The following is a 24,281-nucleotide window of genomic DNA, read 5'->3' as shown; positions in this document are numbered from 1 at the left end:
CTTCAAGGGGAGGGTTGGGGTGGGGATGGGGTCATTGCGGCGCTGAGCCCAACCCCATCCCCCTCCCAGCCTCCCCCTTGAAGGGGGAGGAGAAAACCGCCGCCCCCGGCCCCCAATCCACCCCACACCCAACCATCCCTTCCCCGGGAGGAACCCCTGTGTCCGCTCTCATCGACGCCCTGCGCCTGCGGCTGCCCGCCGAGCGCGTCATCACCGACGAACTGCGCCGCCTTGCCTATGGCACCGACGGCAGCTTCTACCGCCTGATTCCCGAAGTGGTCGCGGTGGTGCAGGACGAGGACGAGGTGCGCGAGGTGACGCGCATCGCCCGCGCGCATCAGCGTTCGGTCACCTTCCGCGCCGCCGGCACCAGCCTGTGCGGGCAGGCGGTTACCGATGGCGTGCTGGTGCTGCTCGGCGAAGGGCTGGCGACCTGCCGCATCGGCGACGGCGGCAACACGGTGGAAGTGGGCCCGGCCATCGTTGGCGCCGAGGTCAATCGCCGTCTCGCCCCGCTGGGGCGCAAGATCGGGCCGGACCCGGCCTCGATCAACGCTGCCAAGATCGGCGGCATTGCCGCCAACAACAGCTCCGGCATGTGCTGCGGCACCGCGCAGAACAGCTACAACACGCTGGCCTCGCTGCGCGTGATGCTGGCCGACGGCACCGTGCTCGATACCGGCGACGCCGCCAGCGTGACGGCCTTCCGCCACAGCCACGGCGAACTGCTCGACCGCCTGGGCGCCCTCGCCCACGGCGTGCGCGCCGATGCCGCGTTGGCCGGGCGCATCCGCAGCAAGTACAAGATCAAGAACACCACCGGCTACAGCCTCAACGCGCTGGTGGATTACCACGACCCGGTGGACATCCTCGCCCACCTGATGATCGGCTCCGAAGGCACGCTGGGCTTCATCTCGCGCGTCACCTACAACACGGTACCGGAGCATGCCCACAAGGCGAGCGCGCTGGCCTTTTTCGAGGACATGGAGAGCGCCTGCCGCGCGGTGGTCGGGCTGAAGGCGCGGCCGGTGGCGGCGGTGGAACTGCTCGACCGCGCCTCGCTGCGCTGCGTGGCACACAAGCCGGGCATGCCGCCGCTGCTGAAGACGCTGTCCGAAGGCGCCACCGCGCTGCTGATCGAAACCCGCGCGCCGTCCGCGGCCGAACTGCGGCAGCAGACGGATTCCATTCTTGAAGAACTGCAGGCCTACACCCTGATCGAGGCGCCCGCCTTCACCACCGACCCGGCCGAAATCGAGCGCCTGTGGAACGTGCGCAAGGGCACCTTCCCGGCGGTGGGCGCGGTGCGCAAGCCGGGCACCACGGTCATCATCGAGGACGTGGCGGTGGCGGTGCCCGACCTCGCGGCCTGCTGCCTCGACCTTCAGCACCTCTTCGCCAAGCACGGCTATCACGAGGCGATCATCTTCGGCCACGCGCTGGAAGGGAACGTGCACTTCGTGTTCACGCAGGATTTCGGCATCGACACCGAGGTGGCGCGCTACGCCGCCTTCATGGACGAGCTGTGCGCCACGCTGGTGAAGAAGTACGACGCCTCGCTGAAGGCCGAGCACGGCACCGGCCGCAACATGGCGCCCTTCGTTGAGCTGGAATGGGGCGCGCAGGCCTACGGGCTGATGAAGGAGATTAAGCAGCTCTTCGATCCGGAAGGCCTGCTCAACCCGGGCGTCATCATCAACGACGACGCCGAAGCCCACCTCAAGCACCTCAAGCCCATGCCCGCGGCGGGCCAGCTCTACGCCGCGGTGGACCGCTGCATCGAGTGCGGCTTCTGCGAGCCGCAGTGCCCGTCCCACGGCCTCACCCTGTCGCCGCGCCAGCGCATTGTCGGCTGGCGCGAACTGTCGCGCCGCGAAGCCGCCGGCGAAGCGCCGGGCCAGCTCGGCGAGGACTACCTCTACATGGGCCTGGACACCTGCGCCGCCTGCGGCCTGTGCGCCACCGCCTGCCCGGTGGGCATCGAAACCGGCGCGCTGACCCGCGCAGTGCGCGGCGAAAAGCTCTCCGGCGTGGCGCGCAGCCTGGGTCGCGTTGCCGCCAACCACTTCGGCGCCACCCAGGCGCTGGCGCGCACCGCGCTCAAGGCCGGGCACTTCGCCGAAGCCATCGTCGGCAGCCGCGCGCTCAACCGCCTGAGCGGCGGCGCCTGGAAGGAAGGCATGCCGCACCCGCAGCCGCTGCGCTATCAGGTCAGCCGCAGCGCGGGTGACCCGATCGTGTATTTCCCCACCTGCGCCGGCCGCATGTTTGGCGCCGACTCGGCCGAGCAGGCGCTCTCGGCCACGGTGATCCGCGTGCTGGAACGCGCCGGCTACCGCCCCATCGTGCCGGACGGGGTGAACAGCCTGTGCTGCGGCCAGTCCTTCGCCAGCAAGGGCCTGGCGGCGGAAGCCGACGCCAAGTCGGCCGAAGTGGAAGCCGCGCTGATGAAGGCCAGCAACTATGGCGAGTACCCGATCGTGCTCGATGCCAGCGCCTGCACGCTGCGCATGAAGACCTTCCTCGCCGAACGCCTGAAGGTGTTCGACCTGGTCGAATTCGCCCACGACGCCCTGCTGCCCCGCCTGATGCTGCAGAAGAAGGCCGACCCGGTGCTGGTGCACCTCAACTGCTCCGCCCGCCGCATGGGCTTCGAGGCCAAGCTGAAGCAGCTCGCCGCCGCCTGCGCCGAGCAGGTGGTGATGCCGCCCGAGGTGAAGTGCTGCGGCTTCGGCGGCGACCGCGGCTTCGCGGTGCCAGAACTCAATGCGCACGCACTGCGCAAGCTGGAAGTGCCCTCCGGCTGCTGCGGCGGCTACTCCAGCAACCAGACCTGCGAGATCGGCCTCACCCACGCCAGCGGCGTGCCGTATCGCTCCATCGTCCATCTGCTGGACGAGTGCAGCGCGGAGGCCGCCCGCATGGCCAGCTGCTGACCACCGCCAGACCCCCGGCGCTGTCCCCGCGCGGAGAGGGCTCCGGCCCTTCCGTGGGGGCGGGCTGTGCCCGTTGAACCGGAAGCCGCCCCGAAGCCCCGGCGTGGCAGGCGACAGTGGGTCGAAACCCCTCCCCCTTCAAGGGGGGTGAGGGCGGGGTTTCAGCGAGCATCGCTCGCTGCCGACCGAACGACAGTGCCTTTCGGCACCGGCTTCCGGCCGGGAGGGGGAGGGGGTTGAAGCAGCGCTGCGAGTGACCCCATCCCCACCCCTGCCCTCCCCTTGAAGGGGAGGGGGCAAAGCCGTCGCCCGCGGCCAGCCACCCGGCTCGCAACAGATCACACCCACCCACCGTAGGAGTCCCTTTGATGCAACCCTGGATGCAGATCTACGATCCGCTCGGCAACCTCTGGTTGTCTGCGCTGGTCGCCGCACTACCGATCATCTTCTTCTTCGTCGCACTGGCCGTGCTGCGCATGAAGGGCCATGTGGCCGGCACCATCACCGTCGCCATCGCGCTCGCGGTGGCCATCCTCTTCTACCAGATGCCGGTGCCGATGGCGCTGGCCGCGGCGGGCTACGGCTTCCTGTACGGGCTGTGGCCGATCGCGTGGATCATCATCGCCGCGGTCTTCCTCTACAAGATCACGGTCAAGACCGGCCAGTTCGACATCATCCGCGCCTCGGTGGTGTCGATCACCGACGACCAGCGCCTGCAGATGCTGCTGGTGGGCTTCTCGTTCGGCGCCTTCCTGGAAGGTGCGGCCGGCTTCGGCGCCCCGGTGGCCATCACCGCCGCGCTGCTGGTGGGCCTGGGCTTCAACCCGCTGTACGCCGCCGGCCTGTGCCTGATCGCCAACACCGCCCCGGTGGCCTTCGGCGCCATGGGCATTCCCATCATCGTCGGCGGCCAGGTTACCGGCATCGACCCGTTCAAGATCGGCCAGATGGCCGGCCGCCAGCTGCCGCTGCTGTCGATGATCGTGCCGTTCTGGCTGGTGGCGATGATGGATGGCTGGCGCGGCATCAAGGAAACCTGGCCCGCGGTCATCGTGGCCGGCGGTTCCTTCGCGGTCACCCAGTTCTTCACCGCCAACTACATCGGGCCGGAACTGCCGGACATCACCTCCGCGCTGGTCAGCCTGATCTGCCTGACGATCTTCCTGAAGAACTGGAAGCCGAAGAACATCTTCCGCTTCGACCAGCAGCACCACGCCGAACTGGGCGAGGACAGGCACTACGGCTTTGGCCAGATCGCCAAGGCGTGGTCGCCGTTCGTGATCCTCACCGCCATCGTCACCGTCTGGAGCCTGAAGCCCTTCAAGGCGCTGTTCGCCAGCGGCGGCGCGCTGTACTCCACGGTGTTCCAGTTCCCGGTGCCGATGCTCGACAAGCTCGTCATCAAGATGGAGCCGATCGTCGCCCAGGCTACCCCGTACGCCGCGGTGTACAAGCTGGACATCCTGTCGGCCACCGGCACCGCGATCTTCATCTCGGCGCTGGTCAGCATGGTCGTGCTCGGCATGCGCGGCGGTGAAGCCGCCAAGGCGCTGAAGGAAACCGTGGTCGAGCTGAAGCGCCCGATCTACTCCATCGGCATGGTGCTGGCGTTCGCCTTCGTGGCCAACTACTCCGGCCTCTCCGCCACCCTGGCCCTGCTGCTGGCCGGCACCGGCGCGCTATTCCCGTTCTTCAGCCCCTTCCTCGGCTGGCTGGGCGTGTTCCTCACCGGTTCGGACACCTCGTCCAACGCGCTGTTCTGCTCGCTGCAGGCCACCACCGCCCATCAGGTCGGCGTCTCCGACACCCTGCTGGTGGCGGCCAATACCACCGGCGGCGTCACCGGCAAGATGATCTCGCCGCAGTCCATCGCCGTGGCCTGCGCGGCGGTCGGCCTGGTCGGCAAGGAATCCGACCTGTTCCGCTTCACCGTAAAGCACAGCCTGATGTTCGCCGCGATGGTGGGCGTGATCACCACGCTGCAGGCCTATGTGTTCACCTGGATGATCCCCTGATCGTTCGCGGTGCTGCTGCCGTGTGAGGAAGGCGGTCTGCTTTCCTCATGCGGGCAAAAAGAAACGGCGACCACCCGCGTGGTCGCCGTTTCTTTTTGCAGAGAAGCAGCCAAGCGATGGTGTATAGCCAGTTCCTCCCCCTCCCTTTCAAGGGGCGCGGGCGAGGTTTCGCAGAGCATTGCTCGGTGCCGCCGGAGTGGCGGAGCGAAGCGGAGACTCCTGGGCTGGCCTGCCCTCTCCCCTTCAAGGGGAGGGTCGGGGTGGGGATGGGGTCAGCTCTGTCTGAGGCAGCAAAATGCACTCCCCCATCAAACCCCTGCCGCTTCCCCCTGCCGCCGCAGCATGATGTCCACCGTCTCGCCCAGCCGCCGGGCCAGATCCTGATCATGCCGCCACAGCGCGCCCTCGATCCCGAGCCGCGCCCTCTCGAGGAAGTTCTCGCGCGTGGTATCGGTCGCCATGTCCACCTGCTGGCCGGTGGCAGCCGAAATCTTCAGCGTCATCCCCAGAAAGCAGGTGCTCTCGTCGAGCGTCATCTTCCCGGCGCGCAACTGGCTGTTCATCCAGTCGAACAGCTCCTGGCGGGTCATGCTGGTGAAGTCGAGTTGCGTGGCCTCTTTCGCCGTGCCGGAATCCGTCGGCGCGGCTTTGGAGGTCCGGCTGGTCTGGGGTGCCGCGGCGGCTTGCGTCGTCATCGCATCGAGGATGGCGGCAAAGGGCGTGGAACCGCTTCGCCCACCCGCCTGGCTTGCGGTGGTGGCGGTCTGGCTGGCGTACAGGTCCGGGGCGGACACACCGATTCTCATGAGGCGCTCCTGTCGTGGGCATAGGGACACGAGCGCCTGCGCAACATTCGTTCCATGACGACGAGATGCAGGCGCCGCGGGCAAGACGGGCAGAACGCTGCCGCTTCAACGGCAACATCTGCCGCCTTCCGGCAAGGAGGTGCCGCGCGGAGGGGTGTTCAGGCAAGCGATGAAACGAGGTTCAGCGCCAGGAAGAAAGGAGCCTGCGACACCCGGCAGCGCATTTCGGCGCCACGTCCGGCCTGTCGTGGTCAACAATTCAGGCTTCGCCCCGCTCGGTTGAGCACCGACAGCCGGCGCGGCCCTCACCCGGGCCACCGCCGCCCTGCCCCTGCCCCCGCCGGAAGCGCCCGCCCCTTTGGAGAACCCCATGCCGAAACTCGCGGCCAACCTCACGCTGCTCTTCACCGAACTGGACTTCCTCGATCGCTTCCAGGCCGCGGCCGCGGCGGGGTTCAAGGCGGTGGAGTTCCAGTTTCCCTATGCGTGGCCGGCGGCACGGATTGCCGAACGGCTGGATGCGGCCGGCCTGCCGGTCGTGCTGCACAACCTGCCTGCGGGCGACTGGGCTGCCGGCGAGCGCGGCATCGCCTGTCATCCGGATCGCGTGGGGGAATTCCGGGATGGCGTCGGACGCGCCGTCGACTACGCCGTTGCGCTCGGGTGCAAACAGCTGAACTGCCTGGCCGGCATCGTGCCCGCCGGCGTGACGGCGCAGGCCGCGCACGAGACCTTCATCGCCAACCTGCGCTTCGCGGCCGATGCGCTGAAGTCGGCCGGTATCCGGCTGCTGGTGGAGCCGATCAACACCTTCGACATTCCCGGCTTCTACCTCAGCCGCACCGCGCAGGCGGCGGCCATCCTGGACGAGGTGGGCGCGGACAATCTTCATATCCAGTACGACATCTATCACGCGCAGCGGATGGAAGGCGACCTCGCCAACACCATCGCCCGCCACCTGCCGCGCATCGCCCACATGCAGATTGCCGACAACCCGGGCCGCCACGAACCCGGCACCGGCGAGATCAACTACGGCTGGCTGTTCCGCCACATCGACCGGCTGGGCTACGACGGCTGGATCGGCTGCGAATACCTGCCGGCCGCGGGCACGCGCGAAGGACTGGGATGGATGACGGCACTGGCCCCGGAGGCGCAGTAACCACGGCCGCGCAGGAGCACCCGACATGACGATGCCACCGCGCGAACTGCTCGCGCAGATGTTTGCCGCCGCGATCAACGCGGCCCAGCCGGAACACTGCATTCCGCCCCATCTGCCGGCCCCGCCTCGCGGCCGCACCGTCGTCATCGGCGCCGGCAAGGCCTCGGCGGCGATGGCGCAGGCGCTGGAGCGCCACTGGGCGGGGCCGCTGTCCGGCGTGGTCGTCACCCGCTACGGCTATGCGGTGCCGTGCAAGCGCATCGAGATCGTCGAGGCCGCGCACCCGGTGCCCGACGCCGCGGGGCACGCGGCCGCCGCCCGGGTGCTGACCCTGGTGGATGGACTGAGCGCAGACGACCTGGTGATCTGCCTGGTTTCCGGCGGCGGCTCCGCGTTGCTGCCGCTACCGGGCGCAGGCGTGACGCTGGCGGACAAGCAGGCAATCAACCGCGCGCTGCTGAAGTCCGGCGCGACGATTTCCGAGATGAACTGCGTGCGCCGCCACCTTTCGGCGATCAAGGGCGGCCGCCTCGCCGCCGCCTGCCATCCGGCGCGGGTGGTGAATCTGCTGATTTCCGACGTGCCCGGGGACAATCCGATCGACATCGCCTCCGGCCCCACCGTGGCCGATCCGACGACCTGCGCCGACGCGCTGGAGATCGTGCGCCGCCATGGCATCGAGCTGCCCGCCGGCGCGCGCGCGTTGCTGGAAAGCGGCGCGGGCGAGACGGTGAAGCCGGGCGATCCGCGTCTGGCCGGCGTCAGCACCCATCTGGTCGCCACGCCGCAGCAGGCGCTGGAGGCCGCGGCGCGGGTTGCCGAAGCAGCCGGCGTGCGGGCGCTGATCCTGGGCGACAGCATCGAGGGCGAGGCGCGCGACGTCGGCAAGGTGATCGCCGCGATCGCGCTGCAGGTGAAGCGGCACGGACAGCCGGTGGCGGCTCCCTGCGTGCTGCTGTCCGGCGGCGAAACCACGGTGACGGTGCGGGGTCAAGGCCGCGGCGGGCGCAACGTCGAATTCCTGCTGGCGCTGGCGATTGCGCTCGATGGCGCGCCGGGCATTCACGCGCTGGCGGGCGACACCGACGGCGTAGACGGACTGGAGGACATCGCCGGCGCCTTCGTCACCCCGGATACGCTGGCGCGCGCCTGGGCGGCCGGCCCGCGCCCGCGCGACCGGCTGGACGACAACGACGGCCATGGCTTCTTCGAGGCCTTGGGCGATTCGCTGGTTACCGGGCCGACGCTGACGAACGTGAATGACTTTCGGGCGGTGTGGGTGGGGTGAGCGGCTCGCCGGCAGCCGAATTCCAGTACCCCGTATCCCCATAGCGCTGCTTGAGGTAATCGATGAAGTAGCGCACCCGCAGCGCAAGGTTGCGGCGGTACGGAAAGACCGCGTAGATGCCGGTGGGGCGCGCGGCGAATTCGTCCAGCACCGACACCAGCCGGCCCGCGGCGAGGTCCTCGGACACTTCCCACAAGGATCGCCACGCCAAGCCCTGCCCGGCCAGCGCCCATTCGTGCAGCACCGCGCCGTCGTTGCACTCCAGCCGGCCCGCCACCTTGGCCGAGACCGCGCCGCCGCGGCCGTCGGCGAATTGCCAGCCGCGCTGCTGCACCAGCGTAAGGCAGACGTGGCGCGGCAGATCCTCCGGCGTGCGCGGCACGCCGTGGCGGGCAAGATAGTCGGGGCTGGCCACCACCACGCGGCGGTTGTCGGCCAGCTTCACCGACACCAGGCTGGAATCCGCCATGTCGCCGATGCGCACGGCGCAATCCAGCCCTTCGTTGACCAGGTCGACGAGGCGGTCGGAGAGGTCGAGGCTGCAGCTGACGTCGGGATTCGCGAGCAGGAATTCGCGCACCAGCGGCGCGACGTGGCGGCGGCCGAAACCGGCAGGCGCGGAGACGCGCAGATGCCCGCTCGGCTTGACGCCGCCGAGGCTGACCGAGGCCTCGGCGTTGGAGAGATCGTTGAGGATGCGCTGGCAGTCCTCCAGGAAGGCGCTGCCTTCGAAGGTGAGCGTGATGCTGCGCGTGGTGCGCACCAGCAGCCGCACGCCCAGCCGGGCTTCCAGCCCGTCGAGCCGACGGCCGATCACCGCCGGGGTCACGCCTTCTGCCCGCGCCGCGGCCGACAGGCTGCCGCGACTGGCGACGGCAACGAAGGTTTCGATCTGCTTCAGCTGATCCATTTTGTACTTTTAGTAAAAGATAAAGTGATCATACCGTTTCTTCTGTTTTATTTAGGTCCGATCTAGACTGCAGCTCATTCGGGGGAGGAGACATCCCGATACCTAGACGACGCACTCCGGCCAAGCCGCGGAGCAGCACGCAAGCTTGACCAGATCCCGCAACCCTTGCCGTCCGGAACCCCATGACCAGCCTCGCCCTCATCGACATCGTGATCATCGGCATTGCCGCGCTGGCGGCGGGTGCGGTGAATTCGATCGCCGGCGGCGGCACCTTCTTCTCCTTCCCCGCCCTGCTCGCGGTGGGCGTGCCGCCGGTGGTGGCCAATGCCAGCAACTCGGTGTCGCTGTGGCCGGGCAGCCTCGCCGGCGCCTGGGCCTTCCGGCGCGAACTCGCCCGCTTTTCGCGCAGCCTGCCGCTGCTGTCCGCGGTCGCTTTTGTCGGCGGCATCGCTGGCGGGCTGCTGCTGCTCGCGACCTCCAACGCGGCATTCTCCAAGCTGATTCCGTGGCTGCTGCTGGTGGCAACCGTGCTGTTCGCGTTCAGCGCGCAGATTTCCGCGCTGGTGAAAAAGCTCAAGCCCGCGCCTGCGCACGCCGACGAGCGCCACGTGGGCCCCGCCGGCTACGTGTTCCAACTGGCGGTGTCGGTGTACGGCGGTTTTTTCGGCGCCGGCATGGGCATCCTGATGCTGGCCGCGCTCGCCATCCAAGGCTTCAAGGATGTGCATGAGATCAACGCGCTCAAGAACTGGCTGTCGGCGGTGATCTACAGCGTCGCCGTCGGCACCTTCGTCATCGCCAACGCAGTGTCGTGGCCGCACACCATCGTGATGCTGCTCACCGGCACCGCCGGCGGCTACCTCGGCGCGGCGTTCGCGCGCCGCATTCCGGCGCGGCTGCTGCGCTACTGCATCATCGCCACCGGCAGCGTGCTGACCGCCTACTATTTCTCCAAGACCCTCTGATCAAACAAGGAGCCTTTCATGACCGCCACGCTCGACCTGCCGCAAGGCATGCAGATCAACGCGCCGCTGCATCCGCGCTTCGACCAGATCCTGACCCGCGACGCCCTCGAACTCGTCGCCAAGCTGCACCGCGCCTTCGAGCCGCGCCGCCAGGAACTGCTGAAGGCCCGCGTCGCCCGCCAGGCCCGCATCGACGCCGGCGAGCTGCCCGACTTCCTGCCGGAAACCAAGCACATCCGCGAAGGCGACTGGAAGGTGGCGCCGCTGCCGAAGGCGCTGGAATGCCGCCGCGTGGAAATCACCGGCCCGGTCGAGCGCAAGATGATCATCAACGCCTTCAACTCGGGCGCTGATTCCTACATGACCGACTTCGAAGATTCCAACAGCCCCAACTGGTACAACCAGATCCAGGGCCAGGTGAACCTGTTCGACGCGATCCGCCGCGAGATCAGCTACACCAACGAAGCCGGCAAGGTCTACAAGCTCAACGACAAGATCGCCACCCTGCAGATCCGCCCGCGCGGCTGGCACCTGGACGAGAAGCACGTGCTGGTCGACGGCCAGCGCGTCTCCGGCGGCATCTTCGACTTCGCGCTGGTGTTCTTCCACAACGCCAAGGAACAGATCGCCCGCGGCGCCGGCCCGTTCTACTACCTGCCGAAGATGGAATCCCATCTGGAAGCCCGCCTGTGGAACGACATCTTCGTGATGGCGCAGGACCACATCGGCCTGCCGCAGGGCACCATCAAGGCCACCGTGCTGGTCGAAACCATCCTCGCCACCTTCGAGATGGAAGAGATCCTGTACGAACTGCGCAACCACTCCGCCGGGCTGAACGCCGGGCGCTGGGACTACATCTTCTCCTGCATCAAGAAGTTCAAGAAGAACAAGGACTTCTGCCTCGCCAACCGTGGCGCCATCACGATGGAAGTGCCCTTCATGCGCTCCTACGCGCTGGCGCTGGTGCAGGCCTGCCACAAGCGCGGCGCCCCGGCGATGGGCGGCATGAGCGCGCTGATCCCGATCAAGAGCGACCCGGTCGCCAACGAGAAGGCGCTGGCCGGCATCCGCCACGACAAGACCCGCGACGCCAACGACGGCTACGACGGCGGCTGGGTGGCGCACCCGGGCCTGGTGCCGATCGCGATGGAAGAGTTCGTCAAGGTGCTGGGCGACAAGCCCAACCAGTGGGAAAAGCAGGTGTCCGGCAGCTTCGGCCCGAAGGACTGGATGAACTTCCAGCCTGAGCAGCCGATCACCGAAGTGGGCGTGCGCAACAACATCAACGTCGGCATCCACTACCTCGGCAGCTGGCTGGCCGGCAACGGCTGCGTGCCGATCCACAACCTGATGGAAGACGCCGCCACCGCCGAAATCAGCCGCTCGCAGATCTGGCAGTGGGTGGTGAGCCCGAAGGGCAAGCTGGACGACGGCCGCAAGGTCACCGCCGACATGGTGCGCGCGATGATTCCGGAAGAACTCGCCAAGGTGAAGGCCACCGTGACCGCCCAGGGCGAGAACACCGCCACCTACGACCAGGCCGCGACGATCTTCGAAGAGATGTCGCTGTCGGAGAACTTCCCCGAGTTCCTGACCCTGCCGCTGTACGAAGCGATGGAATAAGCCGGCACCGGCAGTCGCAACCCATACGCCGCCGCGGGAGACCGCGGCGGTTTTTTTTCGTCGGCCGCCCACCCTTCTGCGCCGACGATGCCAGGGCCGCGGGCTGGGTCAGCGGCTCACCGCCTGCCACTCCCGGACCAGTTCGGCGACGATCTGCGCCGCCGGCATTTCGCGCGCCAATGGCGCGCCCTGCCCGGCCCAGTGCGGCGCGAAGTCGCTGCAACCGCGCGCGCTCGCCGCGGCATGCAGCGCCTTGGCGGCGTCATAGGCGATCGGGTAATCCGGCAGCACCGCAGTGCCCGGCAGGTCGTCGAAGCGGTTGGGCAGCCCGCGCGCGGCGCGGCCGGAAATCGCTGCCGTGAGGCGGGTGCGATAGGCCGCCGCCGATTTCATCGCCGCGCGGTAGGCCGCATTCGCGGCCGATTCCGGCGCCAGCACGAAGGCGGTGCCGAGTTGCACGGCCGCCGCACCAAGCTGCAGCGCGGCCGCGATGCCGGCCCCGTCCATGATGCCGCCGGCCGCGACCACCGGGGCCTTCACCTTGCCGGCGAGCAGGCGCAGCAGCGCGACAGTGCCGAGCAGGGCATCGCCCGCCTCGGGCTCGAACACGCCGCGATGGCCGCCGGCTTCCACGCCCTGCGCCACGATGATGTCGACACCTGCCGCCTCCACCGCCTGTGCCTCGGCCAGCGTCGTTGCGCTCGCCAGCGTCACGCTGCCCGCGGCGCGCAGTTCGCGTATCCATTCTTGCGGCGGCAAACCGAAGTGGAAGCTGACCACCGCCGGCCGTTCGGCCAGCAGCATGTCCAGCATCGCACGCTGGCCGATGAAGCTCTGGTAGGGCTCGCGCAGCACGGCGGGCGGCTGGGCGCCGAATTCGGCGAACAGTGGCCGCAGTTCGGCCAGCCAGGCCGCCTCCCTCGCGGGGTCGGCCACAGCGGGGCGGTGGCAGAACAGGTTGACGTTGAAGGGCGCGCTCGTCAGGGCGCGGGTGGCACCGATGGCCGCGCGCGCTTCGTCGACACCGCCGCCTCCGAGGCCGATCGAGCCGAGTCCACCGGCGTTGGACACTGCCGCCGCAAGCGCCGGCGTCGACACGCCCACCATCGGCGCCTGGATGATTGGATGGCGAACGGCGACGCGGCTCAGGAAATCGGCGGTGGCGGACATGGCGGGCTCTCCGGTGGGCGAAGCGACGATCTTAGTCCGCCGGACGCACCTCGCGGCCACCCGCGCCCCACCACAAAGCAGATCGCCCCATTGTTCCCGCGTTCTGCACGGTCCGTGTAGGTTCCACCACAGCGCCGCGCGCTTGCCCCGCCCGTCGGCGGGAGCCGCCGCCGTTTCCGGCGCACCGGCACCGGCTTTCGCCCTCGCCACGCTCGCACTCCCACCGCCCGCCTGCAGCGCAGCACACAGCGCGTACTCCATCGCAAAGGCATAGACCTTGGGCATAGGTGCCCGGTGTCGAAATTCCGGCACTGCCCGTCCTGTTTCCTACACTGGAAACAGAAGCCGCCGGGCACGATTTGTGCAACGCACAAAACACCACTACAAAAGTTACCCCAGGAGAACGACATGACCCGCTGGAACCGGATCACCGACTTTCTCGCCCACGGTACCCTCGTGCTGCCGCTGGTCCTCGGTCTAGGCATGCACAGCTTCGATACCTTCGCGCTGACGCTGGCGCCGATGCTGCTGCTGCTGATCGGCGTCACGCTCGGCGCGCCGGCGGTGGTCGTGCCGACAGAAGAAGACGAAGGGCCGGACGGCGACGGACGCTGAGTCGCGAGGAAGACAGGGCGGGGCACGGGCCCCGGCGCCCACGCCCCGCAACGCCGCAGTCCCGCGGCAGCCGCCTTAGTGGACGTGGGTCGCACCCGGGCGGAGTGCGGGCCTGGGCCGCGACGCCTCGGTCCGGTCTGCGCGAGGGTCCGGTCTGCGCGAGGGTCCGGCCTGGTTCGTCCCGGCGCCGGGCGCTCCGGGCTGCCCGCTTCTATCCATCCCGTGGTCCAGCCATCGGCCGGCCCCCGTGAGCTGGCCCAACTGGCCTTCCGAGCCTGAACAGCCTTCCCTCGCGGCGGGCAGGTGGCCGCACTGCCCAGGTCGCCGCCTTCCCGCGTCGCACAAGCCCTTTGTCCTCGCGGGCAGCCTTCGCAGCGGGTAGCATCTGCGGCGTTGCACAAATAACGACAAGACATGGATCAGCTCACCGACATCATCCTGCGTGCCGGCCGCTCGGCCGTCGAACTCTCTCTCTTCGTGTTGCTGCCGATCATGGTCGTGATGCTGTCGCTGATGCGCATGCTCGAAGCGCGCGGCGTGATCGACTGGGTGGTCGCGCGCCTCGCGCCGGTGCTGCGTCCGGTGGGGCTCACCGGGCTGGGCGTGTTCGCAGCGTTGCAGATCAACTTCGTCAGTTTCGCCGCGCCGGTGGCGACGCTGACGATGATGGAGGGCCGCGGCGCCTCCGACCGCCACCTCGCGGCCACGCTGGCGATGGTGATGGCGATGGCGCAGGCCAACGTCACCTTTCCGATGGCGGCGATGGGGCTGGCCTTCGGCCCGGCGCTGGCCTTGTCGCTGCTTGGCGGCTTGATCGCGGCGGCCGCCACCTACCACGGCTTCGGCCGCGGACTGTCCGCGCTGGAAGGACGGCTGGACGAGACCCTGCACCACCAGGTGGCCGACAACGCCAAGGGCGTACTCGACGTCATCAACCGCGCCGGGGCCGAGGCCTTCAAGATCGCGGTCGGGTCCATTCCGATGCTGGTGCTGGCGCTGGTGGCGGTGATGGCGCTGCGCGCCACCGGCAGCATTGACGCGCTGACCGCCGCGCTGACGCCGCTGCTGGCGGCCATCGGCATCGACCCGGCCATGATCCTGCTGACGCTGACCAAGTACATCGCCGGCGGCACCGCGATGATGGGCGTGATGGACGAGATGCTGAGGAACGGCGTCACCACGGTGGCCACGCTCAACCACGGCGCGGGCTTCCTGATCCATCCGCTCGACGTGGCCGGGGTGGCGATCCTGATGTCCGCCGGACGACGCGTCGCCACGGTGTGGAAACCGGCTGCGCTTGGCGCCGCCGTGGGCATCGCGGCGCGCACCGTGGGCCACGCGCTGTTGCGGTAAGCTCGGCCCCCAACATTCCCCAAGGGCCGCGGCGCCAGGCGCGGCGGCCCCTTCCAGGAGGAGACCCCGGATGCTCGCGGCGCTGACCTTGCTGCTGCTGTTTCAACTGGCGGGCGAAGTCATCGCCCGCGCGCTCGCGCTGCCGATCCCCGGCCCGGTGATCGGCATGGCGCTGTTGTTCCTCGCGCTGCTGGTGCGCGGCGGTCCCGGCGACGATCTGCGCAGCACCGCCGGAACGCTGTTGCAGCACTTGTCGCTGCTGTTCGTGCCTGCGGGCACCGGGGTCGTGCTCTACGGCAGCCGCATCGCAGACGAATGGCTGCCGCTCGGCGTGGCGCTGGTCGGCAGCACCGCGCTCGCGATCGCCGTGACCGCGCTGGTGCTGCAGGCCCTGCTGCGCCGTCGCGAACCGCCGGCGGAGGATCGGCGATGAGCCCGCGTCTGGACGAGATCTGGGTCTATCTCTCCACCACGCCGCTGCTCGGCCTGACCCTCACGCTGCTCGCTTACCAAGGCGCGTTCTGGCTCTACAAGCGCTGCGGCTTTCATCCGCTCGCCAACCCGGTGCTGATCTCGGTGCTGATCCTCGCCGGCATCCTGCTCGCCACCGGCATGCCCTATCAGCGCTATTTCGACGGCGCGCAGTTCGTGCACTTCCTGCTCGGCCCCGCCACGGTGGCGCTGGCGATTCCGCTCTACGCGCAGTGGCCCCGGCTGAAGGCGATGGCGCTGCCGCTCTGCATCGCGCTGGTGGTGGGCTCGCTGACCGCGGCGCTGTCGGCCTACGGCCTGGGTGCGCTGTTCGGGGCCAGTCGCGAATCGCTGATCTCGCTCGCCCCCAAGAGCGTGACCACGCCGATCGCGATGGGCATCGCCGAACGCCTCGGCGGCCTGCCCTCGCTGACCGCGGTGCTGGTCATCACCACCGGCATCCTCGGCGCCGTCGGCGCACGCTACCTCTACCGCTTGCTGCGCATCCACGACCCCGCGGTGCGCGGCTTCGCCATCGGCATCGCCTCGCACGGCATCGGCACCGCGCGCGCCTTCCAGGTCAGCGAACAGACCGGCGCCTTCGCCGCGCTGGCGATGGGACTGAACGGACTGGCCACCGCAGTGTCATTGCCGTGGATATTGCCTTGGATAGAGAGACTGTTCGGCGGGTGAGCGGGACGCGCCGGCTCATCGGAGCGCAACGGATTTACCCCTCCCCCTTCAAGGGGGAGGTTGGGAGGGGGATGGGGTTAGGGCACGCTTGGCGCCTGACCCCATCGCCACCCCACCCCGGGAGCCGTCGCTTCGCTCCGTCGTTCGACAGGCGACAAGCAATGCTTGCCGAAACCCCTGTCTCACCCCCTTGAAGGGGAGGGAGCAAAACGGCCCAACCCGGTAGCCGGTGTCTGGAGGCACCGTCGTTCGGGCAGCGGCAAGCAGTGCTTGCCGAAACCCTGCCCTCACCCCATTGAAGGGGAGGGAGTAGAGCCCTGAGGCATCGCCAACCAAGCGGTCCCCGGGATTGAACAACCACAGAAAACACCAAGGACCACCCGCGTGCTCGCCGCCCTTCAACAGAACGCCTTCTACCGCTGGCTGGACCGCAACATCCTGGAACTCGGACGCGAGATGCGGCTGGCCTATCTGCCGCCGCTGATGGTGTATTGCGCGGCCGGTGTGTCGGGGCTCACCGGCATCGTCGGCACCTTCTTCATCAAGGATTACCTCGGGCTGTCGGCCGCCTTTCTCGCCGCGCTCGGCTTCTGGGCGGGCATTCCCTGGGCGCTGAAGATGCCGATCGGGCATCTGGTCGATCTGCTGTGGCGCTACAAGGCGGGGCTGGTGTACCTCGGTGCGCTGCTGATCGCCGCCAGCATCGCGATCATGATCGGGCTGATCGGCTCGCCCGAGGCGATGCGCGCGGTGATGCCGGCCGAAGCGTGGTTCGTGCTGTCGGTGCTGCTGTCGCCGGTGGGCTACGTGATGCAGGACGCGGTGGCCGACGCGATGACGGTGGAGGCGGTGCCGCATTTCGACGAACGCGGCGAGCGCATCGGCGAGGACCAGGTGCGGCTGATGCACACCACGATGCAGATGCTGGGCCGCGTCGCCATCATCGGCGGCACCGTGCTGGTCAGCTTCGCCAACGTGGTGATGTTCCAGGGCGCGGAAAACCTGCCGGAATCGGCCAAGGTCGAGATCTACCTGCGCATCTATGAGCTGGCGCTGGTGATTCCCTTGATGTCGGTGAGCGGCGTGCTGCTCGCGGGCGTGCTCAAGCGCCGCGAGGCGCGCCGGCTGGCCGCGCTGGGGCGCGAGCGCGCCGAGATCGACCGCCTGCTGCACGAGCCGGCGGAAAAGACGGCACCCAACTGGTGGATACTCGGCGGCAGCGCGGTGTTCGTGGCCTTTACGCTGGCGATCGGCCTGTCCGGCATCGAATACGGCCAGGAAATCATCTTCGCCGGCTCCTTCGCCATCATCGGCTTCATGATCACCCGCCTGCTGCGCGAACTGTCGCCCGAGGCGGCGCGCACCCTGCTCGGCACGGTGATCGTGATCTTCGTGTTCCGCGCGATGCCGGGGCCGGGCGCCGGTGCGAGCTGGTGGATGATCGACGAACTCGGCTTCGACCAGAGCTTCCTGTCGCGGCTGGACCTGATCACCAGCCTGCTGACGCTTGCCGGCCTCTTCATGTTCCGCCGCTTCATGGCGGAAAAGTCGATCGCGCAGATCGTCATCTTCCTCACCCTCGCCGCCACCGTGCTGTCGCTGCCCATCATCGGCATGTACCACGGCCTGCACGAATGGACCGCGCGGCTGACCGGCGGCGTGGTCGATGCGCGCTTCATCGCGATCGCCAACACCGCGCTCGAATCACCGCTGGGCCAGGTGTCGATGGTGCCGATGCTGGCGTGGATCGCCAACAGCGCGCCGCCGCACCTCAAGGCCACCTTCTTCGCGGTGATGGCCTCCTTCACCAATCTCGCGCTGTCGGCGGCGCAGCTGGGCACCAAGTACCTCAACGAGATTTACGTGGTCAGCCGCGAGGTGCGCGACGCCGCCACGCGCGCAATCACCACCCCAGCGGATTACAGCCAGCTCGGCGTGCTGCTGGTGGTGGTCACGGTCGTCGGCTTCGTTGTGCCGCTGCTCGCGATCCTGCTGACGCGCGTGGCCGGGCTGCGCAGCGCGTAAGCGGCGCCGGCAATGGCGGCAGCTTGATCTGACGCATTGCCAGTGCGCGCCGAGAGGCGGACACTCTCACCCGATAACGCGAAGGGGAGACCGCCATGACGCCCAGCTCGGTGCACGACATCCGCAACCTCACCCTGCTCGGTCACGCCGGCTGCGGCAAGACCACCCTGCTCGAAGCGCTGCTCGCGGCCGCCGGCGTCATCGGCGCGCCGGGCAGCGTCGAGCGTGGCGATACCGTGTCCGATTTCGACCCGCAGGAGAAAGCGAGCGGCCACTCCCTCAACGCCACGCTGGCGCACCTGGAATGGTCGGGGCACTGGATTAACGTGCTCGACACCCCGGGCCTGCCCGACCTGGCCGGGCGCGCGCTCGCCACCCTGCCCGCGGTGGAAACCGCCGCGATCGTGATCAACGCCGCCGCCGGCATCGAAACCGGCAGCCGCCGCATGATGGCCGCCAGCGAGGGCAAGTGCCGCCTCATCATCGTCACCAAGATCGACGCCGCCGGGGCCAACTGCGGCGCGCTGATGGACGCGATCAGCGCAGAGTTCGGCCGCGAATGCCTGCCGCTCAACCTGCCTGCGCCCGCCTCCGATGGCGTGGTGGATTGTTTCTTCCGCCCTGCCCCCGCGGCCACCGCGTTCGGCGACGTGGCTTCCGCGCACGACGGCATCGTCGACCAGGTCGTGGAACTGGACGAGGCGCTGATGGCGCGCTATCTGGAACAGGGCCAGTCGCTCGATCCGGAACAACTGCACGCGCCTTTCGAGCAGGCGCTGCGCGAAGGGCATCTGATCCCGGTGTGCTTTGTCTCCGCCCGAACCGGGGCCGGCGTGCGCGAGCTGCTTGAGGTGATGGGCCGGCTGCTGCCCGACCCCACCGAAGGCAATCCGCCGACCTTCCTGAAAGGCCAAGGCGCGGACGCGCAACCGGTCAGCGTCAGCCCCGCCCCGGCCCGGCACGCGGTGGCCCATGTGTTCCAGGTCAGCAACGACCCCTACCGCGGCAAGCTGGCGCTGTTCCGCCTGCACCAGGGCACGGTCACGCCCAACTCCACGCTCTTCATCGGCAACGGCCGCAAGCCGTTCAAGGTCTCGCACCTGTTGCGGCCTCAGGGCCGCAACGCGGTCGAAACGCCGCTCGCGGTGCCGGGCGATATCTGCGCGCTGGCGCGGGTGGAGGAACTGCACCGCGACGCGGTATTGCACGACTCGCACGACGAGGATCACTTCCATCTGGTGCCGCCGCGCTACCCGCAGCCGGTATTCGGCCTCGCGCTGACGGCGACCAAGCCCGCCGACGAGCAGAAGCTGGCCGAAGCGCTCGCCCGCCTGGTCGATGAAGATCCCTGCCTGGAAGTGAGCAATGATGCGCACGGCCGCCAGACGGTGGTGCGCGGGCTGGGCGCACAGCACCTGAAGATCGTGCTGGAGCAGCTCGCGGCACGCTGGAACCTGCGCCCGGCCACCGCCACGCCCGCCATTCCCTACCGCGAAACGATTGGCGCGGTGGGCGAATCGCGCTACCGCCACAAGAAGCAGAGCGGCGGCGCCGGCCAGTTCGGCGAGGTGGCGCTGCGGGTGGAACCGCTGCCGCGCGGCAGCGGCCTGGCCTTTGGCGACGAGGTGAAGGGCGGCGCGATTCCGATCCAGTTCATGCCGGCGGTGGAAAAAGGCGTGCGCCAGGCGCTCGCCGAAGGTGCGCTGGCGGGCTATCCGCTACAGGATCTGCGCGTGGTGGTGACCGACGGCAAGCATCACGCGGTCGATTCCAACGAGGTCTCGTTCATCACCGCGGCGCGCCACGCGCTGATGGAGGCGGTGCTGGCCGCCCGCCCGCAGGTGCTCGAACCGCTGCTGAGGGTCAGCGTGAAGGTGGCGGACAGCCACTTTGGCGAGGTCAGCGCCGAGCTGGCGGGGCGACGCGGCCGCGTGGTGGGCACCGACAGCCCGGCCGGGGGCTGGACGCTGATCAGCGCGATCGTGCCGATGGCCGAGCTGGAAGGTTTCGAGTCGCGCCTGAAGGCAATCAGCGCGGGCGACAGCGAGTTCGTACTGGAAGCCGCGGGCTACGACAGCGCGCCCGGCGATACCCAGAACCGGCTGGCCCAGGCCCACCGCTCGCAAGGGGCCGCGCAGTGACGGAACCGGTCGAAATCCCGCTCGCGCCCTCGCGCCTGACCCGCCGCCACCGCGCCTACTGGCGCTGGACCCAGGTGCTGACGGCCGTGCTGCTGACGCTGTGGTTCGCGGTCACCTTCGTGTCCGGCTTCTATGCGTCGGACCTCAACGCCCACACCTTTCTCGGCTTTCCACTCGGTTTCTACCTGCTCGCCCAAGGCTCGCTGATCGCCTACGTCGCGATCATAGGCGTCTACGTGCTGGCGATGAACTGGCTGGACTGCCACTACGGGGTTGGCGAGCGCCGCTAAAGGCACCTTTTTTGCCCAGCACTGCGGTCGTGCCGCAAAAAAACCGTTGCCAACCCGGCGGGTCGGCAACGGCTCTGGTGATACCCGGCATATCACGCTCGGCGGAATCTACATGCGGGCGATCATCGCATCACCAAAAGCAGAGCAGCTCACCTCCTGCGCGCCCTCCATCAGGCGGGCGAAATCGTAGGTGACGACCTTGTCGCCGATCGCCGCCTCCATCGAGCGGATCACGAGGTCGGCCGCCTCGGTCCAGCCGAGGTGGCGCAACATCATCTCCGCCGACAGGATGATCGAGCCGGGATTCACCTTGTCCAGCCCGGCGTACTTGGGCGCGGTGCCGTGGGTGGCCTCGAAGCAGGCGTACTGGTCGGAGATGTTGGCGCCCGGCGCGATGCCGATGCCGCCCACCTGCGCGGCCAGCGCGTCGGAGATGTAGTCGCCGTTGAGATTGCAGCAGGCGATCACGTCGTACTCGGCCGGACGCAGCAGGATCTGCTGCAGGAAGGCATCGGCGATCGCATCCTTGACCACGATCTCGCGCCCCGTTTTCGGGTTCTTGAAGCGGCACCACGGTCCGCCGTCGATCGGCTCGGCGCCGAACTCCTTCTGCGCCACCTCGTAGGCCCAGTCGCGGAAGGCGCCCTCGGTGAACTTCATGATGTTGCCCTTGTGCACGATCGTGAGATTGCGGCGGTCGTTGTCGATCGCGTAGCGCAGCGCCGCGCGCACCAGGCGGGTGGTGCCTTCGCGCGAGACGGGCTTGATGCCGATGCCCGAGGTGGCGGGGAAACGGATCTTCTTGACGCCCATTTCCTCCTGCAGGAAGCGGATCACCTTCTTCGCGCTGTCGGATTCCGCAGCCCATTCGATGCCGGCGTAGATGTCTTCGGTGTTCTCGCGGAAGATCACCATGTCCACCTTGCTCGGGTCCTTCAACGGCGAGGGCACGCCATTGAAATAGCGCACCGGGCGCACGCACTGGTAAAGGTCCAGTTCCTGCCGCAGCGCGACGTTGAGCGAGCGGATGCCGCCGCCCACCGGCGTGGTCATCGGCCCCTTGATCGATACCGAGTATTCCTTCAGCGCGTCGAAGGTTTCCTTCGGCAGCCATTCATCCGGGCCGTACAGCCGGGTCGATTTCTCGCCGGCGAAGACCTCCATCCAGTGGATCTTCCTGCCGCCGCCGTAGGCCTTGTCCACCGCGGCGTCGATGACCTTGATCATCACCGGCGTGATATCGATGCCGATGCCGTCGCCTTCGATGTACGGAATGATCGGATTGTCGGGAATCGGCTGGCCCGGGACGATCTTCTGGCCACCTGCCGGAACCTTGATGTGGGACGTGCTCATGTCTACCCCCTCCTGGTTGTTCGATTCGACCAACGGGCTTCCCCGAACGCAGCGTACGGGGCCGCTGGCTGGATTATGGGCGAAAACGACAGGGAGGATTCCCGCGGCGGCCCGTCGCGCCGCCGCTGGCGGCGATGTCCTTGCGCCGCCGGACGAAAAAAAACGCCAGGGAAACCCCTGGCGTTTCGGGACTGCAGACCGCGATGGATCAGCCGGTGATGCTGGCGATCGCGGCGTTGAAGGTGGCACTCGGACGCATCACCGCGGTGCACTTCTCGACGTCGACGCGGTAGTAGCCGCCGATCTCGGCGGGCTTGCCCTGCACCGCCTTCAGCTCGTCGACGATCTTCTGCTCGTTCTCGGCCAGCGTCTTGGCGAGCGGGCCGAACTGCGCGGCCAGTTCGGCGTCGTCGGTCTGCGCCGCCAGCGCCTGCGCCCAGTACAGCGACAGATAGAACTGGCTGCCGCGGTTGTCGAGTTCGCCGGTGCGACGCGAGGGCGACTTGTCCAGGTCCAGCAGCTTGCCGGTGGCTTCGTCCAGCGTCTTGGCGAGCACCTTGGCCTTGGCGTTGCCGGTCTTGATGCCGAGTTCTTCCAGCGACACCGCCAGCGCGAGGAATTCGCCGAGCGAATCCCAGCGCAGGTGGTTTTCCTCGACCAGCTGCTGCACGTGCTTGGGCGCGGAACCGCCGGCGCCGGTTTCGTACATGCCGCCGCCGTTCATCAGCGGAACGATGGACAGCATCTTGGCCGAGGTGCCCAGCTCCATGATCGGGAACAGGTCGGTGAGGTAGTCGCGCAGGATGTTGCCGGTGACCGAGATGGTGTCGAGGCCGCGGACGACGCGCTCCAGCGTGAAACGCATGGCGCGGACCTGGCTCATGATCCGGATCTCGAGGCCGCTGGTGTCGTGATCCTTCAGATACTTCTCGACCTTCTTGATCAGCTCGTTTTCGTGCGGACGATAGGGGTCGAGCCAGAAGACCGCCGGCATGCCGGAGTTGCGCGCGCGGGTGACGGCGAGCTTCACCCAGTCGCGGATCGGCGCGTCCTTGACCTGGCACATGCGCCAGATGTCGCCCGCTTCCACATTCTGCGACAGCAGCACTTCGCCGGTAGCCAGGTCGGTGATGTTGGCGACGCCGTCTTCCGGAATCTCGAAGGTCTTGTCGTGCGAGCCGTACTCTTCGGCCTTCTGCGCCATCAGGCCGACGTTCGGCACCGTGCCCATCGTGCGCGGGTCGAAGTTGCCGTGCCATTTGCAGAAGTTGATCATCTCCTGGTAGATGCGGGCGAAGGTCGACTCCGGCATCACCGCCTTGCAGTCGTAGGGCTTGCCGTCAGCGCCGTACATCTTGCCGCCCGCGCGGATCATCGCCGGCATCGAGGCGTCGACGATGACGTCGTTGGGCGAGTGGAAGTTGGTGATGCCCTTGGCCGAATCCACCATCGCCAGTTCGGGGCGATGCTCGTGGCAGGCGTGCAGGTCACGGATGATCTCGTCGCGCTTGGACTCCGGCAGGGTCTTGATCTTGTCGAACAGGTCGACCATGCCGTTGTTGACGTTGATGCCCAGCTCGTCGAACAGCTTGCCGTGCTTCTCGAAGGCTTCCTTGTAGTAGATCTTGACGCAGTGGCCGAAGACGATGGGGTGCGACACCTTCATCATCGTCGCCTTCACGTGCAGCGAGAACAGGATGCCCGCTTCGCGGCAGTCTTCGAGCTGCTGCTCGTAGAACTCGAGCAGCGCCTTCTTGCTCATGAACATCGAATCGATGACCTCGCCGTCCAGCAGCGCGACCTTCGGCTTGAGCACGATGGCCTTGCCGCTCTTGGTCAGCAGCTCCATCTTCACGTCGCGCGCCTTGTCCAGCGTCATCGACTTTTCGCCATGGTAGAAGTCGCCGTGCTCCATGTGCGACACGTGCGTGCGCGACCACTGCTTCCAGTCGCCCATCGAGTGCGGATGCTTCTTGGCGTAGTTCTTGACCGCGGCGGGCGCGCGGCGGTCGGAGTTGCCTTCGCGCAGCACCGGGTTCACCGACGAGCCCAGACACTTGGAGTAGCGCGTCTTGATCGCCTTCTCTTCGTCGTTCTTCGGATCTTCCGGGAAGTCCGGAATCTTGTAGCCCTTGCCCTGCAGCTCCTTGATCGCGGCCTTCAGCTGCGCCACCGAGGCGCTGATGTTGGGCAGCTTGATGATGTTGGCTTCGGGCTTCAGGGTCAGCGCGCCGAGTTCGGCCAGGGTGTTCGGCACCTTCTGCGCATCGCTCAGGAAATCGGGAAATTCGGCCAGGATGCGGCCAGCGAGCGAGATATCCGCCTCTTCGATCTGGATGCCCGCCGGCTTGGTGAAGCTGCGGATGACCGGCAGGAAGGCGGCGGTCGCCAGCATCGGCGCTTCGTCGGTGATGGTGTAGATGATGGTCGGCTGCTGCGAAGGCATTACAGGTATCTCCCTCATTGTC

18 protein-coding genes are annotated in these 24,281 nt (G+C 67.9%); 13 read left to right on the top strand and 5 right to left on the bottom strand.

The window, feature by feature from the left end:
* The first annotated feature begins 158 nt into the window (after positions 1–158).
* Together dqs_RS06275 and lldP are read left to right on the top strand one after the other, a co-directional pair.
* Entirely contained in the window at positions 159–2,936 is a 2,778-nt protein-coding gene (locus dqs_RS06275; protein ID WP_065339954.1) for an FAD-binding and (Fe-S)-binding domain-containing protein, read from the top strand.
* A 368-nt stretch (positions 2,937–3,304) separates the two neighbouring features.
* Complete coding sequence (gene lldP, locus dqs_RS06270) at positions 3,305–4,951, top strand: L-lactate permease (protein WP_065339953.1); 1,647 nt, start codon at positions 3,305–3,307, stop codon at positions 4,949–4,951.
* A 308-nt stretch (positions 4,952–5,259) separates the two neighbouring features.
* Here lldP and dqs_RS06265 read toward each other — a convergent pair whose 3' ends face one another.
* Entirely contained in the window at positions 5,260–5,757 is a 498-nt protein-coding gene (locus dqs_RS06265; protein WP_221405622.1) for a hypothetical protein, read from the bottom strand.
* Positions 5,758–6,127: 370 nt separating this feature from the next.
* On the opposite strand from dqs_RS06265, the gene hyi reads away from it, so the two are divergent.
* The gene (gene hyi / locus dqs_RS06260; protein ID WP_065339952.1) at positions 6,128–6,916 is read left to right on the top strand and encodes a hydroxypyruvate isomerase; all 789 of its coding nucleotides are present in this window, start codon (positions 6,128–6,130) and stop codon (positions 6,914–6,916) included.
* A gap of 25 nt (positions 6,917–6,941) precedes the next feature.
* Complete coding sequence (locus dqs_RS06255; protein ID WP_065339951.1) at positions 6,942–8,204, top strand: glycerate kinase type-2 family protein; 1,263 nt, start codon at positions 6,942–6,944, stop codon at positions 8,202–8,204.
* Here dqs_RS06255 and dqs_RS06250 read toward each other — a convergent pair.
* Positions 8,149–9,114: a LysR family transcriptional regulator gene (locus tag dqs_RS06250; protein WP_011764894.1), complete on the bottom strand. Its 966-nt coding sequence runs from the start codon at positions 9,112–9,114 to the stop codon at positions 8,149–8,151. The two genes, dqs_RS06255 and dqs_RS06250, sit on opposite strands and share 56 nt — an antisense overlap.
* A 182-nt stretch (positions 9,115–9,296) precedes the next feature.
* Between dqs_RS06250 and dqs_RS06245 the strand changes: the two genes are divergently transcribed.
* Together dqs_RS06245 and aceB are read left to right on the top strand one after the other, a co-directional pair.
* Positions 9,297–10,079 carry a sulfite exporter TauE/SafE family protein gene (locus dqs_RS06245; protein WP_011764893.1) on the top strand — a complete coding sequence of 261 codons (783 nt, stop codon included), beginning with the start codon at positions 9,297–9,299 and terminating at the stop codon, positions 10,077–10,079.
* Between the two features lie 18 nt (positions 10,080–10,097).
* A complete protein-coding gene (aceB, locus tag dqs_RS06240; RefSeq protein ID WP_011764892.1) occupies positions 10,098–11,702 on the top strand; it encodes a malate synthase A in 1,605 nt (534 codons plus the stop codon).
* Positions 11,703–11,810: 108 nt separating this feature from the next.
* Here the strand turns inward: aceB and dqs_RS06235 are convergent, their stop codons facing one another.
* Complete coding sequence (locus tag dqs_RS06235; protein WP_065339950.1) at positions 11,811–12,872, bottom strand: NAD(P)H-dependent flavin oxidoreductase; 1,062 nt, start codon at positions 12,870–12,872, stop codon at positions 11,811–11,813.
* A gap of 408 nt (positions 12,873–13,280) precedes the next feature.
* Here dqs_RS06235 and dqs_RS06230 point away from each other — a divergent pair, with 408 nt between their 5' ends.
* From dqs_RS06230 to dqs_RS06200, 7 genes are all read left to right on the top strand, one after another.
* Positions 13,281–13,487 (top strand): hypothetical protein, encoded by a 207-nt coding sequence (locus dqs_RS06230; RefSeq protein WP_065339949.1) that lies wholly within the window; start codon positions 13,281–13,283, stop codon positions 13,485–13,487.
* 414 nt (positions 13,488–13,901) lie between these two features.
* The gene (locus tag dqs_RS06225; protein WP_011764889.1) at positions 13,902–14,840 is read left to right on the top strand and encodes a hypothetical protein; all 939 of its coding nucleotides are present in this window, start codon (positions 13,902–13,904) and stop codon (positions 14,838–14,840) included.
* A 70-nt stretch (positions 14,841–14,910) separates the two neighbouring features.
* Entirely contained in the window at positions 14,911–15,273 is a 363-nt protein-coding gene (locus dqs_RS06220) for a CidA/LrgA family protein (RefSeq protein ID WP_011764888.1), read from the top strand.
* Entirely contained in the window at positions 15,270–16,004 is a 735-nt protein-coding gene (locus dqs_RS06215) for an LrgB family protein (RefSeq protein WP_065339948.1), read from the top strand. Before dqs_RS06220 ends, dqs_RS06215 begins: the two co-directional genes overlap by 4 nt.
* Positions 16,005–16,460: 456 nt before the next feature.
* Complete coding sequence (locus tag dqs_RS06210) at positions 16,461–18,029, top strand: MFS transporter (protein ID WP_065341655.1); 1,569 nt, start codon at positions 16,461–16,463, stop codon at positions 18,027–18,029.
* Between the two features lie 95 nt (positions 18,030–18,124).
* Complete coding sequence (gene fusA / locus dqs_RS06205) at positions 18,125–20,170, top strand: elongation factor G (protein WP_065339947.1); 2,046 nt, start codon at positions 18,125–18,127, stop codon at positions 20,168–20,170.
* Positions 20,167–20,460, top strand: coding sequence for a DUF4212 domain-containing protein (locus tag dqs_RS06200; RefSeq protein ID WP_084018261.1), 294 nt, complete (start codon positions 20,167–20,169; stop codon positions 20,458–20,460). Before fusA ends, dqs_RS06200 begins: the two co-directional genes overlap by 4 nt.
* A gap of 108 nt (positions 20,461–20,568) precedes the next feature.
* On the opposite strand, the gene icd is transcribed toward dqs_RS06200, so the two are convergent.
* Positions 20,569–21,813, bottom strand: coding sequence for an NADP-dependent isocitrate dehydrogenase (gene icd / locus dqs_RS06195; protein WP_065339946.1), 1,245 nt, complete (start codon positions 21,811–21,813; stop codon positions 20,569–20,571).
* A gap of 208 nt (positions 21,814–22,021) precedes the next feature.
* On the bottom strand, positions 22,022–24,259 hold the full coding sequence (locus dqs_RS06190) for an NADP-dependent isocitrate dehydrogenase (RefSeq protein ID WP_065339945.1): 2,238 nt from the start codon (positions 24,257–24,259) through the stop codon (positions 22,022–22,024).
* Positions 24,260–24,281 lie beyond the last annotated feature (22 nt).

Source organism: Azoarcus olearius (assembly GCF_001682385.1).
In the GTDB taxonomy this organism is placed as follows: Bacteria; Pseudomonadota; Gammaproteobacteria; order Burkholderiales; family Rhodocyclaceae; genus Azoarcus; species Azoarcus olearius.
Note: the sequence above shows the minus strand (reverse complement) of the source record. Positions and strands in the feature narration are given on the sequence as shown.

Excerpts from the sequence above, each read along its gene's own strand:
- lldP (WP_065339953.1), top strand. The coding sequence starts at position 3,305 with ATGCAACCCTGGATGCAGATCTACGATCCGCTCGGCAACCTCTGGTTG.
- dqs_RS06265 (WP_221405622.1), bottom strand. The coding sequence starts at position 5,757 with ATGAGAATCGGTGTGTCCGCCCCGGACCTGTACGCCAGCCAGACCGCC.
- hyi (WP_065339952.1), top strand. The coding sequence starts at position 6,128 with ATGCCGAAACTCGCGGCCAACCTCACGCTGCTCTTCACCGAACTGGAC.
- dqs_RS06255 (WP_065339951.1), top strand. The coding sequence starts at position 6,942 with ATGACGATGCCACCGCGCGAACTGCTCGCGCAGATGTTTGCCGCCGCG.
- dqs_RS06250 (WP_011764894.1), bottom strand. The coding sequence starts at position 9,114 with ATGGATCAGCTGAAGCAGATCGAAACCTTCGTTGCCGTCGCCAGTCGC.
- dqs_RS06245 (WP_011764893.1), top strand. The coding sequence starts at position 9,297 with ATGACCAGCCTCGCCCTCATCGACATCGTGATCATCGGCATTGCCGCG.
- aceB (WP_011764892.1), top strand. The coding sequence starts at position 10,098 with ATGACCGCCACGCTCGACCTGCCGCAAGGCATGCAGATCAACGCGCCG.
- dqs_RS06235 (WP_065339950.1), bottom strand. The coding sequence starts at position 12,872 with ATGTCCGCCACCGCCGATTTCCTGAGCCGCGTCGCCGTTCGCCATCCA.
- dqs_RS06230 (WP_065339949.1), top strand. The coding sequence starts at position 13,281 with ATGACCCGCTGGAACCGGATCACCGACTTTCTCGCCCACGGTACCCTC.
- dqs_RS06225 (WP_011764889.1), top strand. The coding sequence starts at position 13,902 with ATGGATCAGCTCACCGACATCATCCTGCGTGCCGGCCGCTCGGCCGTC.
- dqs_RS06220 (WP_011764888.1), top strand. The coding sequence starts at position 14,911 with ATGCTCGCGGCGCTGACCTTGCTGCTGCTGTTTCAACTGGCGGGCGAA.
- dqs_RS06215 (WP_065339948.1), top strand. The coding sequence starts at position 15,270 with ATGAGCCCGCGTCTGGACGAGATCTGGGTCTATCTCTCCACCACGCCG.
- dqs_RS06210 (WP_065341655.1), top strand. The coding sequence starts at position 16,461 with ATGCGGCTGGCCTATCTGCCGCCGCTGATGGTGTATTGCGCGGCCGGT.
- fusA (WP_065339947.1), top strand. The coding sequence starts at position 18,125 with ATGACGCCCAGCTCGGTGCACGACATCCGCAACCTCACCCTGCTCGGT.
- icd (WP_065339946.1), bottom strand. The coding sequence starts at position 21,813 with ATGAGCACGTCCCACATCAAGGTTCCGGCAGGTGGCCAGAAGATCGTC.
- dqs_RS06190 (WP_065339945.1), bottom strand. The coding sequence starts at position 24,259 with ATGCCTTCGCAGCAGCCGACCATCATCTACACCATCACCGACGAAGCG.